The 17176-nt window shown below is 49.0% G+C and carries 17 protein-coding genes; 1 reads left to right on the top strand and 16 read right to left on the bottom strand.

Translation table 11 applies throughout. The features are described from left to right. Positions 1–85 precede the first annotated feature (85 nt). Positions 86–781 (bottom strand): signal peptidase I, encoded by a 696-nt coding sequence (locus G7Y37_RS02515; protein ID WP_165061301.1) that lies wholly within the window; start codon positions 779–781, stop codon positions 86–88. Positions 782–1093: 312 nt separating this feature from the next. Between G7Y37_RS02515 and G7Y37_RS02510 the strand changes: the two genes are divergently transcribed. Continuing rightward, the gene (locus G7Y37_RS02510) at positions 1094–1339 is read left to right on the top strand and encodes a hypothetical protein (RefSeq protein WP_165061298.1); all 246 of its coding nucleotides are present in this window, start codon (positions 1094–1096) and stop codon (positions 1337–1339) included. A gap of 711 nt (positions 1340–2050) precedes the next feature. Here the strand turns inward: G7Y37_RS02510 and G7Y37_RS02505 are convergent. From G7Y37_RS02505 to G7Y37_RS02435, 15 genes are all read right to left on the bottom strand, one after another. Continuing rightward, positions 2051–3253, bottom strand: a complete 1203-nt coding sequence (locus tag G7Y37_RS02505) for a hypothetical protein (RefSeq protein ID WP_165061295.1) — start codon at positions 3251–3253, stop codon at positions 2051–2053. 149 nt (positions 3254–3402) lie between these two features. Then, positions 3403–3843 (bottom strand): F0F1 ATP synthase subunit epsilon, encoded by a 441-nt coding sequence (locus G7Y37_RS02500; RefSeq protein ID WP_165061292.1) that lies wholly within the window; start codon positions 3841–3843, stop codon positions 3403–3405. Next, positions 3844–5289 (bottom strand): F0F1 ATP synthase subunit beta, encoded by a 1446-nt coding sequence (gene atpD / locus G7Y37_RS02495; protein WP_165061289.1) that lies wholly within the window; start codon positions 5287–5289, stop codon positions 3844–3846. Then, entirely contained in the window at positions 5290–6225 is a 936-nt protein-coding gene (gene atpG, locus G7Y37_RS02490; RefSeq protein WP_165061286.1) for an ATP synthase F1 subunit gamma, read from the bottom strand. 16 nt (positions 6226–6241) lie between these two features. Further along, the gene (atpA, locus tag G7Y37_RS02485; RefSeq protein ID WP_165061283.1) at positions 6242–7807 is read right to left on the bottom strand and encodes a F0F1 ATP synthase subunit alpha; all 1566 of its coding nucleotides are present in this window, start codon (positions 7805–7807) and stop codon (positions 6242–6244) included. Then, positions 7807–8382 (bottom strand): ATP synthase F1 subunit delta, encoded by a 576-nt coding sequence (gene atpH, locus G7Y37_RS02480; protein ID WP_165061280.1) that lies wholly within the window; start codon positions 8380–8382, stop codon positions 7807–7809. Before atpH ends, atpA begins: the two co-directional genes overlap by 1 nt. Continuing rightward, positions 8372–8920, bottom strand: coding sequence for a F0F1 ATP synthase subunit B (gene atpF / locus G7Y37_RS02475; RefSeq protein ID WP_206214071.1), 549 nt, complete (start codon positions 8918–8920; stop codon positions 8372–8374). The genes atpH and atpF overlap by 11 nt, the downstream gene beginning before the upstream one ends. Before the next feature lie 120 nt (positions 8921–9040). Further along, positions 9041–9259 carry an ATP synthase F0 subunit C gene (atpE, locus tag G7Y37_RS02470; RefSeq protein ID WP_165061274.1) on the bottom strand — a complete coding sequence of 73 codons (219 nt, stop codon included), beginning with the start codon at positions 9257–9259 and terminating at the stop codon, positions 9041–9043. A 135-nt stretch (positions 9260–9394) separates the two neighbouring features. Further along, positions 9395–10180 carry a F0F1 ATP synthase subunit A gene (atpB, locus tag G7Y37_RS02465; protein WP_165061271.1) on the bottom strand — a complete coding sequence of 262 codons (786 nt, stop codon included), beginning with the start codon at positions 10178–10180 and terminating at the stop codon, positions 9395–9397. An 18-nt stretch (positions 10181–10198) separates the two neighbouring features. Next, entirely contained in the window at positions 10199–10480 is a 282-nt protein-coding gene (locus tag G7Y37_RS02460; RefSeq protein WP_165061268.1) for a hypothetical protein, read from the bottom strand. Between the two features lie 200 nt (positions 10481–10680). After that, the gene (locus G7Y37_RS02455; protein ID WP_165061265.1) at positions 10681–11151 is read right to left on the bottom strand and encodes a cytidine/deoxycytidylate deaminase family protein; all 471 of its coding nucleotides are present in this window, start codon (positions 11149–11151) and stop codon (positions 10681–10683) included. Then, complete coding sequence (gene glyA, locus G7Y37_RS02450) at positions 11152–12408, bottom strand: serine hydroxymethyltransferase (RefSeq protein WP_165061262.1); 1257 nt, start codon at positions 12406–12408, stop codon at positions 11152–11154. 169 nt (positions 12409–12577) lie between these two features. Then, positions 12578–13015 carry a ribose 5-phosphate isomerase B gene (rpiB, locus tag G7Y37_RS02445; protein WP_165061259.1) on the bottom strand — a complete coding sequence of 146 codons (438 nt, stop codon included), beginning with the start codon at positions 13013–13015 and terminating at the stop codon, positions 12578–12580. Positions 13016–13028: 13 nt separating this feature from the next. Then, entirely contained in the window at positions 13029–15893 is a 2865-nt protein-coding gene (locus tag G7Y37_RS02440) for an FAD-dependent protein (protein WP_165061256.1), read from the bottom strand. Further along, positions 15893–17164, bottom strand: a complete 1272-nt coding sequence (locus G7Y37_RS02435; protein ID WP_165061253.1) for an FAD-dependent oxidoreductase — start codon at positions 17162–17164, stop codon at positions 15893–15895. The genes G7Y37_RS02440 and G7Y37_RS02435 overlap by 1 nt, the downstream gene beginning before the upstream one ends. Between the last annotated feature and the right edge of the window lie 12 nt (positions 17165–17176).

Genomic DNA, 17176 nt, shown 5'->3' with positions numbered 1-17176 from the left:
TCTCTCATATAGTCTCTAGAAACTTGTCTAACTTTGCACGCAGGGGTATCTTCACCGCCCTTGCGTGCGCCCCTAAATTTCTTCGCTATCTAATTGCACCACCTCCCTTCAGAGGCATATACGCCTGATATGTATCTTTGCGTGTTTTAGCTTTTCTATCTGTTATGCAAGAAATAGCAAAAACTAATAGAGCGACGGATATAACCCACCCAACACCAACCATCCACCACTCCCTTACAAGCTGTATTACTGCTCCGGCTATTGCGCTTGATGCCACAACTTTGCCCACTATGTTTTCAGGGGATACTAGTATTTCATCAGGTGTTTGATTCATAACACCCTGCGTTCTAAACACTCGTTTGGTGGGGTCGGTTTCGTCTGCGTAAACATCTACTATGCGATGGGTAATAGATGTACCTGTTGCAGTTAGATATGTAATGTCGTCGCCTTCACGAAGACTTGTTGGATCTGTTGTGTGTGTTATGACAAGCGTGCCTTTAGGATAAACGCTCTCCATTGAAGAAGATGCCACTATTGCAGCTGAGTACCCTGCAAAACTTATAGGTGTGCCACCAGATGCAAATATTTTCGCCCCCACAATAGCCGCGCACACCAATACAAGGCACACTAAAAATACGATATTTGAGGCGACATGGCGCTTTTTTGCTGGGGGCTTATTTGCGGTAGTATATGATTGAACCACCCCGTGTTTAGGATAGCGGCGCGCGCCCTCAGGGAAATAAGCATCGGGATAAGCAGGATTGCTAAGACTTTTTGTCACATAAAAGCTAGCAGGGACAGAACCTGCGATTTGGTGCCGGGCGCCGCCGCTTTGCCCTACCCCACGGGACGGTTGGGGTGGGTAAGCGGAATTTGCCGCATGCGGAACCATACCGTACATATGTCCGCATACAGCATCCTTAGATGAAACATATTCTGTTTTCGTAAGGGTTTCCTTAGAGTTTATGTTCCCTTTCGGGAAAAACCCTAAATCAGTGAACCCCCCCCCTCAATCTTTTTTCCGTTTGGGGAGGAAGCCTCGGCAGGACTGGTGACAAAAATGAATTCATCCATAAATGCAGAAGGAACAGTTATGCACTCCGGAACACTTGCAGAAGGCATCTGCTGTATTTTTGCACTACGTAGAACCATCTTTGACAAAACACTCTCTTGTTTCTTAAAAGTGCCAATCGAACAGATTGCATTAAACCACGCATTAACCTATTCGCAAACCCGCGACTCGCCAATACTTGCTTTTCTCCACAAATCGAACATCGAAGCAACTTCTCAGCAACTTCTCGACTTAACTACAACCCAACTGCAATTCTTCCTAGAGTAACTGCAAAAGGTTGCGCCTAGTTTGAAGAACGATTAAGTGCTTGCAGCCCAAAGAACTAATTACATAACATACAAATACAAGCTTGCAGAAAGTTTTTTACGGAAAAGTGGTCAAAACTTCCAGCTTTCCACTGTGAAAAGCGCAAAATAGCGCCTATAGATGCACCCCCAAATGCTGTTTGCCCAGTGTTCTCCACAATTCAAGCCAGCTATATGGCAATCCGACCGTGGAAAGTCGGAAGTTTTGACCATTTTTGTCAATTTATTTCTCTCGCTACGCATTTCTGTCAATCCGCTTTCCGTTTGCTTGTCCGAGATGTGCCTGTTTCAACAATGCGTAGCAAACACTGCTTTCGCACCATCGGTGAAAAGCGCATCTTTTACGATGAGCACCGAATCATACTGCTCCAATCTATGGTTTCGAACATGGTCGAAACCGTAAAGCAATTTGGTGATTGTTTCTATTGCAGTCGAAACCCTGCGGTGAAAACAAACATTTCAGGGCGCGGCAACTTCGCAACTTAGCTGCAATTCTTAAGAAGATATAACAAGAATGCGCTCTATGCGCTTATTGATTAATTGCTTTATATATGGGATGCGCTGTTCCAATGCGGGGTTTGGTGCAAAAATTTGCTCCACTTCCTCGGCACTTATAAAAACTTCACAAAGAGACACAGTTAGTAACATTGAAAGTAAGCGCAGACAGGTGCAACTATCGCATTACGCGGCGGATAACGCCTATTCTTTCTTCCACTTCATCAACAACAGTTTTTATGCGACGCTCGGGAATATTAGGATTCTTAGACAGTATTTCATGCAAGCTATCAGTGTATCCGTTTAGCGCATCGGAGGTGAACCAATCAAAATAGCCATCGAATAGACGAACCTGATCTATTGGTTTCATGCCCCCATACTTAAAGGGCTTTGCCTTGTACAGAAAATCTGCCGGGACTTCCAATAGTTCGACATTAGACCACAAACAAGAACCGGTATCGAACACCGGAGCCAAGCGCGTAACCTCCAGCGTTTCAACATTGCGAATTATTCCAAAATTGCGGTAATGCCGATCGCGATTCGCCAATATATAATCACACACAAACATCTTGGCTAGTTGCGTCATAACTTCGTGCGCATCTAACCCTAAATCGACACAACGCTTAACGTAAAATTGCAGTTCAGACAGGTTATTCGGCTGTTTCACATTGCGAATTACATCCCACGCAGCTATAAGTTCTTCATCGGGTTCTAGCATGTTTTCGCAAGCTGAATACACGCGCCGCCCATCTTCAAAAAGCGTATACGGCAAATATTCACCTGCATTCATTAGACGCGAATGCAATTCCGTTGCAGCAACTTCGTTGTAAGGCTCTTGGTTAAATGCGCCAACACCGGCTTTCAGCAAAATGCGCTTACCGTTAACTATCTTCCATTTCTTCAGAAGATCGCCGCCTAGCGTGCTGTTCGGCGAAGATAAGTTAATGCTTGCATAGTCCGGCGCATCAGGAGACGACCCAGACGAGTCTTGCCCCAAGGTTAGAAAGCCCAAATCGTCAGTAAAATCGTTATCGAAAAAGTTAATCTCTTCCCAAGTTTTAGGATCGTCTTCATTGTTCAGCCAATAGCGATCCGACAGCGACAAGCCAAAACTTTTCTCCGCAAGCACTAGCGTGCTTGCAAGATTTAAATTTTCCAATAACCGATCTATCTGAGCGCGAGAGGCCGGTATAGCACGCGCAGCCCACCAATAATTTATTTCACTTTTGGTTATTTCGCCACGCCTATCATGTATACCTATCGGAGCCGCTTCTAAACATTCGGTTCTGGTTATGCGCGTAGCCTTATGCTGCTCCATATCGTACTCAAACGCCAGCACAGGCGTGTTTTTATTCATAAGAATATAATTTGCTAGACCCATAACCAATTCACCCCGCTCTGCATACCGGAAGCATTTCAATCTCGATTATAGAGGATACAGACAGAAAATATGAAGAGGGTCTAGGCACATTACCCAGACCCTCTAAAAACAGGCTCAATTCAAGCGGTTAGACCCACTTAACTCAGAGGCTATTTCCCCTCGTCTACATATCGAATCTGGCGTTCGTACCACTCTAAGCGATCGCGGCTAGACTCTAGTTCCGCCTTATCCTGCGCAGATTCATGCACAGCCTCTAATTCCTTGATGTGCTCACGCATTTCATCGGCACGAGCCGCCATAGACTCGCGGTCGATATCTTTCACGTTCTTACCGAAACGTCCGAGCACCGTCAAGATGCCGTTATACATCTGCGTAGCACCTTCGCTTATCAGGAATTCTTCCTTCTGCGAACCAGCTTCGTCAAGATTCAGCGTACAGATGCCGGATTTGCTGTTCAGCGCTACCAACAGTTCGTGACCAGCTAAAACGCCATACGAACCTTCGCAACCCGGAACGGATGCGTAATATACGCTGTCATCGAACAGCTTGCGCGTAGGCGTGGCTACGACACAATGGAACGTGGAAGCCATTTATGCCTCTTCCTTCATCTTCTCGTAAGCTTCGTAAACATCCTCAATGGGACCCTTGTTCTGGAAGCACTGCTCGGGAATGTGGTCGCACTTGCCATCAAGAATTTCAGCGAATGAACGTACCGTGTCTTCAACTGGCACATAAACGCCCGGTACACCAGTAAATACCTCGGCTACGTGGAACGGCTGACCCAAGAACTTCTGGATCTTACGTGCACGGTTAACCGTTAGCTTCTGGTCTTCAGACAACTCGTCCATACCAAGAATGGCAATAATGTCTTGCAGGTCTTTGTATTCCTGCAAAATCTGCTGCACGCCCACAGCTACGCGATAGTGCTCATCGCCAACAATTTCAGGATCTAGTGCACGGCTGGTAGATTCCAGCGGGTCAACCGCAGGATAAATGCCCAGCTCGGCGATAGAACGCGAAAGAACCGTCTTAGCATCCAAGTGAGTAAACGTGGTAGCAGGTGCGGGGTCGGTAAGGTCGTCAGCAGGAACGTAAACAGCCTGAACCGAAGTAATGGAACCGGTTGTTGTAGAGCAAATGCGCTCCTGCAGGTCGCCCATTTCGGTTGCCAATGTAGGCTGATAACCTACAGCTGAAGGCATACGACCAAGCAGAGCCGACACCTCAGAGCCAGCTTGGGTAAAGCGGAAGATGTTGTCAATAAACAACAACACGTCCTGACCCTGATCGCGGAAGTATTCCGCCTCGGTCAAACCTGCCAGACCAACGCGCAGACGTGCTCCGGGAGGCTCGTTCATCTGACCATATACAAGGCAAGTCTTGTTAATAACGCCAGACTCTTCCATCTCTAAGTAAAGGTCGGTACCCTCGCGAGTACGCTCACCTACGCCGGTGAACACCGAAGTGCCGCCGTGCTCCTGAGCCAAGTTGTTAATTAGCTCTTGGATAGTAACTGTTTTACCTACACCAGCACCACCGAACAGACCGGTCTTACCACCCTTTACATAGGGTTCGATAAGGTCAACAACCTTAATACCGGTTTCGAACGTTTCCGTCGAAGTAATAAGGGTGTCGAACGGGGGCGCCGGATGGTGAATAGGCATCCATTCCACATCGGTTGGCATAGGCTTGCCATCTACCGGCTCACCCATAACATTCCAAATGCGTCCCAATGTCGATTGCCCAACGGGCATCGTAAGCGGCGAACCTGTATCAACGGCTTCAACGCCGCGAACAAGACCGTCTGTAGAAGTCATAGCAACAGTACGCACAATGTCGCCCGGAAGCTGGGTTTGCACTTCAAGTACAGTGCTGAACTCGCCGGCAGGCGTGGTCGCATTCACGGTAAGAGCATTGTAGATAGACGGCATAGCGTCTGGCGGAAACTCAACATCTACAACAGCGCCAACTACGCGAACAATACGTCCGGTTGCACCCGTTGTCTGACTCCTTTCTTGATAAGTAGTATCAGCCATTTATTCCTCCAAAGCTGCAGCGCCACCAACGATCTCGGTGATCTCGGTTGTAATAGCGCCTTGACGTACACGGTTGTATACACGAGTCAAAGTAGCGACCATTTCATTGGCATTATCCGTCGCCGACTTCATAGCATTTCTACGAGCGCCTTGCTCACCAGCCGCCGAGTCCAACAGCGCAAAGTTCACTGAGTTGCGAATATAGCGCATCATCAGCCAATGCATAACGGTTGAAGCGTCAGGTTCATAATCGACATCACCCGGCGGAAACTCGTCTGAAGGCTCGCGGAACTGCATGAAGATATCTTCTTCTGCCTTCACAAGACCTAATATTTCAGCATAGCTCTCGCGACTAATCGGAAGAACCTGCTGCATAACAAGCGTTTGCTCGGCTGCGTTCTTGGCGTGGTTGAAGACAACGTAGACTTCATCTAACGGATCTTCATCCTGAGCGTATTGCGGAGCGATGTATTTCGAAATCTCCACCGACTCCTCATACGATGGGTCGGCTGACAAGCCAGCAAATTCAAACACAGGCTTCACACCGCGATAGCCGAAATACCCGATGGCTTTTTTGCCGCAAGCGGCAATTTCCACCTTCATGCCAGCGGCTTCTTTCTCGTGGATTAGCCCATCGGCGGCGCGCAACACTGTGCTGTTAAATCCACCTGCAAGACCGCGGTCTGATGTTACAACCACCACAAGAGCACGCTTAGCATTGTCATGAACGCGCAATAACGGCTCAGAGTCGATAGGTGCATGCGGCGCTGTGGATACAAGCATATCCGATACCGCACGAGCCCAAGGAAGTGCACCTTCCATTCGCTCGGTTGACTTGCGGATTTTCGCGGCAGCCACCATTTCCATGGTGCGCGTTATCTGCTTCGTCGATGAGACGGAGTTGATTCGTCTTTCTATGTCGTGAAGGTTTGGCATTTACCTTACCTCCTTTTTACTCCGTCGTCGCGAAGGACTTCTTGAACGCACTTATTGCTGCGTTCAGGTCAGCCTCTATCTGGTCGGTCAGCTTCTTCTCCGTGTTAATAGCATCTATAATGCCCGCATTGTTCAGGCGAATGCTATCTAGCATTTCAGTACGGAAACGCACTACATCAGCAAGCGGCATATCGTCTAGGTAGCCTTTGTTGCCTGCATAGATTGCAATTACTTGCTCAGCTACAGGCATAGGGTTATACCTGCCCTGCTTCAGTATTTCAGTCATATGTGAACCACGAGTCAGCTGGTCTTGCGTAGCCTTATCCAAGTCGCTACCAAACTGGGTAAACGCTTGCAGTTCACGATAGCTTGCCAGATCGAGACGCAATGAACCAGCTACCTGCTTCATAGCCTTAATCTGCGCAGAACCACCAACACGAGAAACCGAAATGCCTACATCAACCGCAGGACGCTGACCTTGGAAGAACAGGTCGGTCTGCAAGAAGATCTGACCGTCGGTAATGGAGATAACGTTCGTCGGAATGTAAGCGGACACGTCACCTGCTTGCGTTTCGATGATAGGAAGTGCAGTCATCGAACCGCCGCCGTTCGCGTCGCTCATCTTCACTGCGCGCTCTAGTAAGCGGCTATGCAGATAGAACACGTCTCCAGGATATGCTTCACGTCCGGGCGGGCGGCGCAGCGTCAGCGACATCTGACGATAAGCAACAGCCTGCTTGGACAGATCGTCATAAACGATTAGTACGGCGCGACCCGGATTGTCCGGACCAGCCGGTTGACCATTTTCGCCGTTATAGATAAAGAATTCGCCCATTGCAGCACCAGCCATAGGAGCAATGTATTGCAACGGAGCAGAGTCAGACGCATTCGCTGCCACAATAATTGTCTTATCCATAACGCCATGGCGCTCAAGCGTTTCAACAACACCAGCCACAGTAGAAGCCTTCTGACCAATGGCAACATAGATACAGATCATGTCTGTTTCTTTTTGGTTGATGATAGCGTCAATTGCGATAGCGGTCTTACCAGTTTGGCGGTCGCCAATGATAAGTTCGCGCTGACCACGACCAATGGGGATCATCGAGTCGATAGCCAAAATACCTGTCTGCATAGGTTCGTCAACCGGACGACGAGCAGTAACGCCCGGAGCCTTAAACTCTACAGGACGCGTGCCTTCTGCCTGAATTGGACCTTTGCCGTCTATCGGCATACCCAGCGGATTCACAACGCGACCCAGCAGACCTTTGCCCGCAGGAACCTCAACGATGCGGCCGGTAGTACGAACCTGATCGTTTTCCTTGATAGCAGTGACATCGCCAAGAAGAACGGCGCCTACTTCATCTTCTTCGAGGTTTTGAGCCAAACCGTAAACGGTCTTGCCACCCTCCCCGATGAATTCGAGCAATTCGCCAGCCATCGCATCACGCAGGCCGTCTACACGGGCAATTCCGTCACCGACCTGAATGACCGTGCCGACTTCGCGCGACTCCACGCTGACATTCAGCGCGTCGAGCTGCTTGCGCAGAGCTTCGTCGATTGTCTGAGCGGTGATTTCAGTCACTAGCTTTCACCTCCATCTGTTTCCTTTAGTGTGTGACGAGCGCGATTCAGCTGGCTTATCATGCTAGCGTCAATACGCATTCCATTCACACTCATAACTATGCCGCCCAAAATAGACTTGTCGACGCTTTCGTTTAGCATCGCTTCAAGACCAAGGTCGGCCTGAACTTTATCCTTGATAAGTTTGCGCAGATCGTCGTCAAGCGAAACCGCTGTAACCACATCTACCACGCAAAGATTGAGCTCCTGCTTCATAAGCTCAGCGTACATGCGAAATACACGCGGGAGCTCTTCGGCGTCGCCATTTTCCGCCATTATTGATGCAACCTTGCTAAAAGCTATGTTGCAGTCGGCGAATGCAGCCTCGGCCAGTTGGCGGCGCTGCTCTGGAGTGTAATCAGGGTTAGCTAGCGCTAAGGAAAGATCCATATCAGAATACATCAGGGTCTTCACCTGATCCATTTGGTTGCGCACTTCTAACACCGCATCTTTACCGCCAGATGCGTTAGCCGCATTGAACATCGCCTCCGCATAGACGGCGATCTTCTCACGCTGTACGAGACGATTAGTTGCCATTGAAGCTACCTGCCTCTTTGACATAACGCTCTATGATGGCGCGATGCTCGGCATCAGACAAATCTTCACCAATAAGCTTTTGAGCCACATTGATTGATGTGTCAGCTATAGATGCCTGCAGCTCAGCTATTGCAGCCTTCTTCTCGGCTTCAATAGTAATCTTCGCCTTGGCTATCATTTCGGCTGCCTCGGCGCGCGCCTTCTCTTGTATGTCGGCCTTCACAGCTTCGCCTGTAGCACGTGCATCGGCAACTACTTGAGTAGCCTGCACCTTAGCTTCTGCTAGCTGTTCTCTGTACTCTGCCAGCACACGTTCGCTTTCAATCTTCGCTTCTTCGGATTTTTTCAAAGCCTCGCGAATGGTATTCTCGCGCTTTTCTAGCATCCCATTAAACATAGGCCAGCCGAACTTCGCGAGGATTATCCAAAGAAGGATGAACGCCACGAGCATAGGAACGAATTCCATCATGTCGGGGAGAATGGCAGAGATTCCGGCACTTTCAGCCTCTTCGGCACCTTCAGCAGCAAAAGCCAGCATAGGCGTAGCGGCTAGAGCCGCAGAAGCCCCAACTATTGCACTGACTGCCTGTTTCGCTCTTGTTCTCACGTGTCTACCTCCTTCCAGCCTTTAACGGCAAATTGTTTTTTGCCTGAAGGACTAGAGGATGAACGCCAGAACGAAGCCGATAAGCGCCAGCGCCTCAGCAAGAGCAGCGCCGATGATGAAGTTGGTGAACAGACGACCCTGAACCTCGGGCTGACGAGCAGTGCCAACGCAGCAGCCATAGCAAGCGATACCGATGCCAAGACCAGGTCCAATGGCGCCAAGGCCGTAGCCGATGACCTTGAGAGCAGAGAGTACGAGTTCGATTTCCACAGTTTCCTCCTTTTACCGTTTTTGAGCCTGTTTTCCCAAAAACATTTCTTTTTATGATTACCAGCCGGAGAGCCGGATAATCCCTAAACGTAACGCACGTTTTGCGCTAGCCGAATCGTCAAATACACCTAGTTATTAGTGTGCCGAAGTGGCTAAGCTAATATAAACCGAAGTTAGCACGGTAAATACGTATGCCTGCAAGAAAGCCACCAGAGTTTCCAGCGCATACATAACTGTTAGCAGCAAAAACCACGGCACCGATATAACGCCAGTAGCTATATCTATTGACTGGATGCCCGTAGTTAAAAAGATGCCACATGCCAAAGCAAAGATGCCGAGAACCATGTGCCCTGCAAACATGTTGCCATAAAGTCGAACTGCCAACGTGAGCCAGCGAAGCACAAGCGAGATTAGCTCGAAGAACCATATGATGGGCACCATAACCACCGGCAGCCCTGAAGGAGCAATTGATTTTATGTAGCCCCAACCACCATGAGCCCTAATTCCCTGTACATTAAAGTAAATGAAAGAGATGGTTGCAAGAGCCCAAGTGACCGATATGGTTCCTGTAGGTGTTTTGCATCCGGGAATAAGTCCAACAAAGTTAGATATCAGAATAAAAAAGAAAAGTGTCGCTAAAAACGGCACATGCTTTTTGAAGCCATGACCGATAACGCCTTCGCCCATGTCGTTACGCACGAACTGATAGCCATACTCGACAGTATTAATGAATTTATTAGTTGGAATCAGAGTTAGCTTGCGTGCGGCTACTAAAATAACCACAAGCGTGAGAATCCAGCAGATTATCATCCATAAGGTGTACTGAGTAAGACCAAACGTGCCATTTCCGATAACGATAGCGGAATCGAAAGACTCCTTAAGTTCAGGTACGTGTTCCGACAATACTTCGAGAGCGTTCACGCGGACTTCCCTTCTAATCTATCTTCTAAGCATCTGCCACAGAGCAAAGCCAATTGCAGCAGCACTAAGAGCCAATACTTCAGCTAACAAAAATGCAATGCCTCTGTCGTGGTCGTATCCGAAGAACAAAGCTGCAAAAGCGAAAAGAAGCGCAAACGAAACCACTAATCCCAGCATGAGCACAATCATAGAAGCTGCGGTGCCTCCATGCGTCGTGCGCTTGGTTAATTTGAGCCCAATAACTAATGGGACAAATCCCACAAGTCCGGCTAAAACACCAAGCAAGATTGCTAGAACCATTCACGCTACCTCGTTTGCGTGCCTTGCGCATAAGCGCAACTTGTCTCCAAACGTTACAGAATGATAAACGGATTCGGATAACTACGTTACCTTTCTGAAATAATTAAAGGTGAACGGTGCCACGAATCCCGGTCAAATCGCATGAAATAGGGTGAAGCAGGAAATTCTATTGCGCAATTATGGCGAACTTCATTCTTTTTTTAATCTTGAGGGCGGAATTCACGCATCAAAATTCCCGACTCTTTAAGAAGCTGCATGGCTAGTTCGTCTGGGTAAGGATTCTGATAAACAATTTCTTTTATACCGGCATTTATTATCATCTTTGCGCACACGACACAGGGCTGCGTGTTTACATATATACTTGCGCCGTCTATATCGGTGCCGAAGCGAGCCGCCTGTATTATTGCGTTCTGTTCAGCGTGAAGACCACGACATATTTCGTGGCGCTGACCTGATGGCACCCCAAGCTGTTGGCGCAAACAGCCAGTTTCAGCACAATGCGCAAGTCCAGAGGGAACGCCGTTGTAGCCTGTAGCCAAAATGCGACGATCTTTCACTATGACCGCACCCACGCCTCTGCGCAAACATGTAGTGCGCGTAGCAACCTGATTTGCAAGAGTCATAAAATATTCGTCCCAGCTAGGACGTATATCTTGTACTGCGTCGTTCATTTAGTATTCCAATCCGGGATATAAAGGATGTGCTTCCAAAAGAGATTCAGCCCGCTTGCTCACCTGTGCTTTCACCTGTTCGTCGGTAGAATTAAACAACGTAGTTGCGATTAGCGCGCCCACTTCGCGAAATTCTGTAGCGTTCAGACCGCGTGTGGTGGCAGCCGCGCTGCCTACGCGAATGCCGCTAGTAACAAACGGACTGCGCGTTTCATTGGGAATTGTGTTCTTATTCACGGTGAAACCAACTGTTTCCAGCAGCTGCTCTGCCTGTTTGCCGGTAACACCAGATGCCGTAAGATCGACTAGACATAGATGATTGTCGGTACCTCCGGACACAAGGCGCAAGCCGCCTTCTATCATGCCGGCGCCCAGTTCGGTACAATTGCGGACAACATTTTCCATATATGTCTTATATTCAGGGCGCTGCGCTTCGCCAAAAGCTACAGCCTTGCCAGCAATAACATGCATAAGCGGTCCGCCCTGAGCACCGGGGAACATCGCCTTATCAATTTTCTTCGCTATTTCTTCGCTATTTGACAAAATGAATCCACCGCGAGGTCCGCGCAATGTTTTATGGCTAGTTGACGTTACAACATCGGCATGCGGAACGGGGCTTGGATGCAAACCGGCAGCCACTAATCCTGCGATATGTGCCATGTCTACCATTAGATATGCGCCTACACTGTGCGCTATATCGGCTAAGTGTTCGAAATCTATTATGCGCGGATAAGCGCTTGCGCCGGCTACTATCATCTTTGGGCGCACGTCGTTGGCTTGGCGCTCTAGTGCATCGTAGTCGATCATCTCGGTTTCGGGGCTAACGCCGTAACTGACCATGTTGTATAACAAGCCAGAAAAATTCACTGGACTTCCATGCGTAAGATGCCCGCCATGTTGCAGGCTCATACCCATAACGGTGCTGCCCGGCTCTACTAGCGCTAGGTATGCGCCAAAATTTGCCTGCGCTCCGGAATGCGGCTGAACGTTGGCGAATGTAGAACCAAATAGTTCGCAAGCCCGCTGGCAAGCTAAGGTTTCGACCATGTCAACTTTTTCGCAACCACCGTAGTAACGCTTTCCGGGATAACCTTCAGCATATTTATTAGTTAAGACGCTGCCCACAGCTTGCATAACAGCCAGACTGGTGAAATTTTCACTAGCGATTAGCTCTATGGTGCCGCGTTCGCGCACAAGTTCTTCGCGCAATATGCTTGCTACCTGCGGGTCGGTTTGCTCTAGAGCCTCGATGGGCATTGTCCACTCCTTTGGCTAGTTACTTGCTAGTCTTTGGGTAATTCGCAATTTCGTGAATCTGTCATTTTTTGTTTTGCGAGCTTGCGGTTTTGCGAGTTCGCGAGTTCGCGAGTTTGCCACTTCGCAAGTTCGCAAGTTCACAAGTTCGCGAATTCGCCATTTCGCCATTCTAGCTTTCTATACAGTTAATTTTCTGCACACGCCCGGCATGACGACCCTCGCCAAACTGCGTGTTCAAAAATGCATCTAATATAAGCTTATTGGTTTCTATGTCGATAAACCGCCCCGACAGCGCCACTACATTTGCGTCGTTGTGTTCGCGCGCCAGTTCAGCAAATTGCGGATTTATTACATTTGCCGCCCGTATGCCGTGCACCTTGTTGGCAGCTATTGCCATTCCGATGCCAGTTCCGCACACCAACACGCCGAAACGAGAGCTATCATCAGCCACGCTGCGCGCTACAGCTTCAGCGAAATCGGGGTAGTCTACTCTGTCGTCGTTTTCTGGTCCCAAGTCTGCCACATCGTAGCCTTTGTCGCGTAGATACTGCGTTAGTTGCTGCTTTTGCTCAAATCCCGCGTGATCGCTTGCAATGCTTATACGCATGATAGCCTTCCGCTCAATTCGTTATGTCTTTGGCTGCACGGCTAGAGTATAGCAGCGCATCGTTAATATCGGCGGCTGTTATGCAGCCTTCTCGGACAATCTTCGGCGTAGCGCTTGTGCAGTCAATCACAGTTGACGCAATGCCGAAAGATTGCAAGTCGGACATGGCATTGGAAAGTTCGGATTGCGAATATGTAGCTTCAACTTTAGCCTTAGAATTGCCGTCTTTGCCTTCGTTTTCGGCAGCAGGGTCTAAAACGCACCCAGCTTGCACTACAAGCTGCGAGTCAACCTGATATATATTTGCAGGCGCTGGATGCCCGGAAACATTTGCCGACGTAGCAGCCAAAGGACCACAAGCCTTTATTAGCGAAAGAATCTGCACGCTGTTTGGCATGCGCAAACCCAGCGTGTGGGAGTTAGGCATAAAAGCCGCAGGTACATGCGAATTTGCGTTCACTATTAAAGTGAGGGGTCCGGGCCAGAAATGCTTAGCAAGCAAGTGCGCATATTCGGGAACGTCTTCACCGTATTTGTGCAGCGCATCAGGCGAGGCAACAAGCCACGATATAGGCTTATTGTAGCTTCTATTCTTCAATTGGTATAAAACTTGCGGCGATTGCGCAGCCTGTACCGCAATACCCAAACCAGCCACGGTTTCAGTATTAAACACTAGTGCGCCACCTGTACGAAGATGAGCAACAGCTTGCGGGAAATTCGCCTTAGTGGTCTGCAGAGCAATACGGCGCATTACGGCAAGTGCCACACGAATACCATCGGTGGCGGCACTAGTTATTCCGCCGGCATAGCCCGCACCTTCTCCGGCGGGAAACAGACCTTCCAAACTAACAGACTGCAGGGTTATCTTATCTCGCAATATTCTTATTGGACTAGAACTGCGCGCTTCAACTGCGGTCATAACCGCATCGGGGTTCGCAAAGCCATGAAGTTTCTGATCCATTTTTGGAATAGCTTCAGCAATGCTGTCTGCCACGAACTCTGGTAGACATTCGCGAAGATTAGCCCAAACAACACCACGCGAATACGTAGGACGTACAAATGTTTCACGTGAAACATTTTTTTTCGAATTTGCGCCATCCAAATCATTTTCAGGCGAAACAACTGCCTGTTCAGAATTATACTTACAAGAGGATAAATTATCCGATGCGGTCTGAGTGGCGCGAAATACCTGTTCAGGATTATGCTCAAATGAGTTATGTACAAATGAGTGGTGCTTAAATGCGTTATGCTCAAATGAGTTATTCTTAAATGAGTCGTGCTCAAATGAGTTATGCTCAAATGAGTTGTGTATAGATGCGTTATGTACAAATGTTTCACGTGAAACATTTTTTGACAAGGATGTCGCACGTGAATTTGAAGACTTCGACAAAGCTACATTAGAGTCGGCAAGAAACGACCCTACTGTTTGAGCAGGAGCAGAATAAGGTAGCGCTTGATGGGCGGACGAAGAACAAAGTAGACCTCGGTCGGCAGGAGCAGAATAAGGTAGCGCTTGGTCGGCTAATGCGGCTTCCGAATTTGCCTTCGCGGTCTTTAGCGCCAAATTGTAAGCAGCACATTCCAAATTCCGCTGAAAACGAACTCCTTCCATCACGTCTTCGCCCGGAAAGTCGCTTGGATGCACCTCGACCAAAAGTGCGCTGTTTGCATTTTCGCCATCGCGCGCATGAGTGCTCATGCCGTTTACGCACACACCACCATTTTCGCTAGCAGCAGCCACAACTTCTCCCCCGGGACACATACAAAACGTGTAAACGCCCCGGTCGTCTTTTGTGCGCACCGCTAGCTTGTAGTCGGCTGGCGGAAGCGCCGCATGCCCCGCAGCTTTTCCATACTGCGCCCTATTTACAAGTTTTTGCGGGTGCTCTATTCGCACACCAACCGCAAATGGCTTGCGCTGCATAGCTGCCCCCACATCTAGCAACATCTGGAAAGTGTCGCGCGCAGAATGCCCAATGGCTAAAACTATAGAACTAGCACAGCGCTCTTTTGTATTGCCGGTTTCTAAATTTAGAAGTTCGGCAGTCCAGCTGGTATAGCCCTCATCTGGGGAAACATTGCTCTTGCTGGTCGGGCGTATGCCGGTCAACTGCGTGTTGAACAGAAATTCACCACCACTTTGTTGTATAGCGCTGCGAATTCCCTGCACTGTTTTCGGAAGATAGTCGGTCCCAATATGAGGTTTTGCGTCTACCAAAATGTCGTCAGGTGCGCCCGCTAAAACAAATTCGTGCAAGACAGCGCGAATGTAGGGATCGTTCTTTCCGCATGTAAGTTTGCCGTCGGAAAAAGTGCCGGCACCACCTTCCCCGAACTGTATATTACTGTTTGTGTTTAAAGCGCCACCCGCGGCAAATTCCTGCACCGTTTTTTCGCGCTGTTCCACAGCTTGCCCGCGCTCTATTACAACAGGACGCAAGCCGGCGCGAGCAAGCCACAGCGCAGAGAAAAGCCCAGCCGGTCCAGCACCTACCACTAAAGGACGATCTATTTCGGCTTTAGCAAACACATTCGACATATCGGGAATAGGAGGCGGACAAAACGGCTTGAATGCGCGCACGGTTACGCCTTTTGCAGTTTTGTATGGCCATTCAGAAGTGCTAGATTCACCATTGTCAGCCAACGGCGCGGCGAATGCATTCTGCCCCGCATTTTGCACGAATTTAAACGTGCACGAAATAACGTAGTGAACGTTGTTTTTCTTTCTGGCATCTACACTTTTTCGCGCAATACGCAAATCGTGAAGATTAGCTGCATCAACCCCTATGGCGCTAGCAACTTCGCGCCTAAGCAACTTACGCTTGCGCGGCAGCATAGCGTTTAGCGAAACTGGTATATTCGACGCAATATATTTCACTAGCTGCGCACCGCCGAAACACCAGCTAGTATGCCACTGGCAAATGCCCAATGAAGGTTATAACCGCCGCACGGACCGTCTACATCTATAGCCTCGCCCGTTATGTGTAATTTGCGCACATCTCGCACCTGCATTGTGCACGCATCTATTGCCTCGGGCAAAAACCCACCGCGATGCACTTGGCAGTTTTTTACATCCCCTATGCCTCTATATTCAAGAGTGAATGACTTTAACTGTTCTGCCAACTTATCAAGCAACGCTAAGCTGCATTTATCTTCCGCGCGAAAGCCAGCACGCCCTAGCACTACATCAGCCACTGATGGCAGCAACATGCCCGACAAAAAATTGCTCCATGAAACGCTGCCAAATGTGTTCAACAATTCCCGCGCCCTATCGCGCAAAAATTGATGTATTTCAGCCTTAGGAATTTCCGGTAGAAAATCAATAGAAATGTTGTCACCCATCTGCGCCAAACGAGACAAGTTAAACATCATTATTCCTGACACACCATATTTGCGGAAAAGTAATTCGCCCCGCTCTGTGTGTACAATTTGCCCGCTGCGAATAAGACTGGCGCTGCATCTTACGCGAATATTGTCTAGCGGCTTTGTATGTTGCGTATCGGTAGCTATAGGTCCAAGCATAGGTGTAGGTTGTTCATATGGAATGTTGTGCGCCACTATATTAGACGCGCTGCCTCCGCAAGCCAGCACCACCGCATCGGCGCGTTCAAGCGCCCCACCACGCAGGCGCATCGTGAAACGCGCGCCACGCTTGCGCGGTGGCTCCACCGATTCCACAACGCAACCCAAGCGAATTTGGACATCGAATGTTTCCAAAGCGCGCCGCAAAACATCTAGGACTGAAGATGCTTTATTCGCTTTCGGGTACAGCCTGCCATCGTCTTCGCAGCGCCACATAAGACCGTGCGCTTCAAAAAACTTGACCACACCATTATGTGTCAGCGTAGATGAACTAGAAGCAGATGCGGGCGAACATCCATCACCATATAGACTAGCAACACATTGTTCAAAAGCTTCAAGCGCTGCCGAGGCAAAATTGGCACTGTGATATTTGCGCACATCGATGCTGGCATTCGAAAAATTGCACCGCCCATTTCCGCTTGCCAAAATTGGACGCCCTATCTTGTCGGTAGCTTCATAAACAACCACACGCACATGCCGCCCAGTTGCGCGCGCACTTTCAGCAGCAGCCACCGCAGCCGCTAGCCCAGATGCACCTGCCCCTATTATCGATATAACGTATTCCATGTAAAATCATAT

Source organism: Adlercreutzia sp. ZJ154 (assembly GCF_011039055.1).
Classification (GTDB): domain Bacteria; phylum Actinomycetota; class Coriobacteriia; order Coriobacteriales; family Eggerthellaceae; genus Adlercreutzia_A.
This window is presented reverse-complemented; position numbering and strand designations above follow the sequence as displayed.

What these genes read in the sequence shown, in the direction of transcription:
- G7Y37_RS02460 (WP_165061268.1), bottom strand. Translation starts at nt 10,480, where the DNA reads ATGGTTCTAGCAATCTTGCTTGGTGTTTTAGCCGGACTTGTGGGATTT.
- glyA (WP_165061262.1), bottom strand. Translation starts at nt 12,408, where the DNA reads ATGCCCATCGAGGCTCTAGAGCAAACCGACCCGCAGGTAGCAAGCATA.
- G7Y37_RS02435 (WP_165061253.1), bottom strand. Translation starts at nt 17,164, where the DNA reads ATGGAATACGTTATATCGATAATAGGGGCAGGTGCATCTGGGCTAGCG.
- G7Y37_RS02505 (WP_165061295.1), bottom strand. Translation starts at nt 3,253, where the DNA reads ATGGGTCTAGCAAATTATATTCTTATGAATAAAAACACGCCTGTGCTG.
- G7Y37_RS02510 (WP_165061298.1), top strand. Translation starts at nt 1,094, where the DNA reads ATGCACTCCGGAACACTTGCAGAAGGCATCTGCTGTATTTTTGCACTA.
- atpG (WP_165061286.1), bottom strand. Translation starts at nt 6,225, where the DNA reads ATGCCAAACCTTCACGACATAGAAAGACGAATCAACTCCGTCTCATCG.
- rpiB (WP_165061259.1), bottom strand. Translation starts at nt 13,015, where the DNA reads ATGCGTATAAGCATTGCAAGCGATCACGCGGGATTTGAGCAAAAGCAG.
- atpH (WP_165061280.1), bottom strand. Translation starts at nt 8,382, where the DNA reads ATGGCAACTAATCGTCTCGTACAGCGTGAGAAGATCGCCGTCTATGCG.
- G7Y37_RS02455 (WP_165061265.1), bottom strand. Translation starts at nt 11,151, where the DNA reads ATGAACGACGCAGTACAAGATATACGTCCTAGCTGGGACGAATATTTT.
- atpD (WP_165061289.1), bottom strand. Translation starts at nt 5,289, where the DNA reads ATGGCTGATACTACTTATCAAGAAAGGAGTCAGACAACGGGTGCAACC.
- G7Y37_RS02500 (WP_165061292.1), bottom strand. Translation starts at nt 3,843, where the DNA reads ATGGCTTCCACGTTCCATTGTGTCGTAGCCACGCCTACGCGCAAGCTG.
- atpF (WP_206214071.1), bottom strand. Translation starts at nt 8,920, where the DNA reads ATGCTGGCTTTTGCTGCTGAAGGTGCCGAAGAGGCTGAAAGTGCCGGA.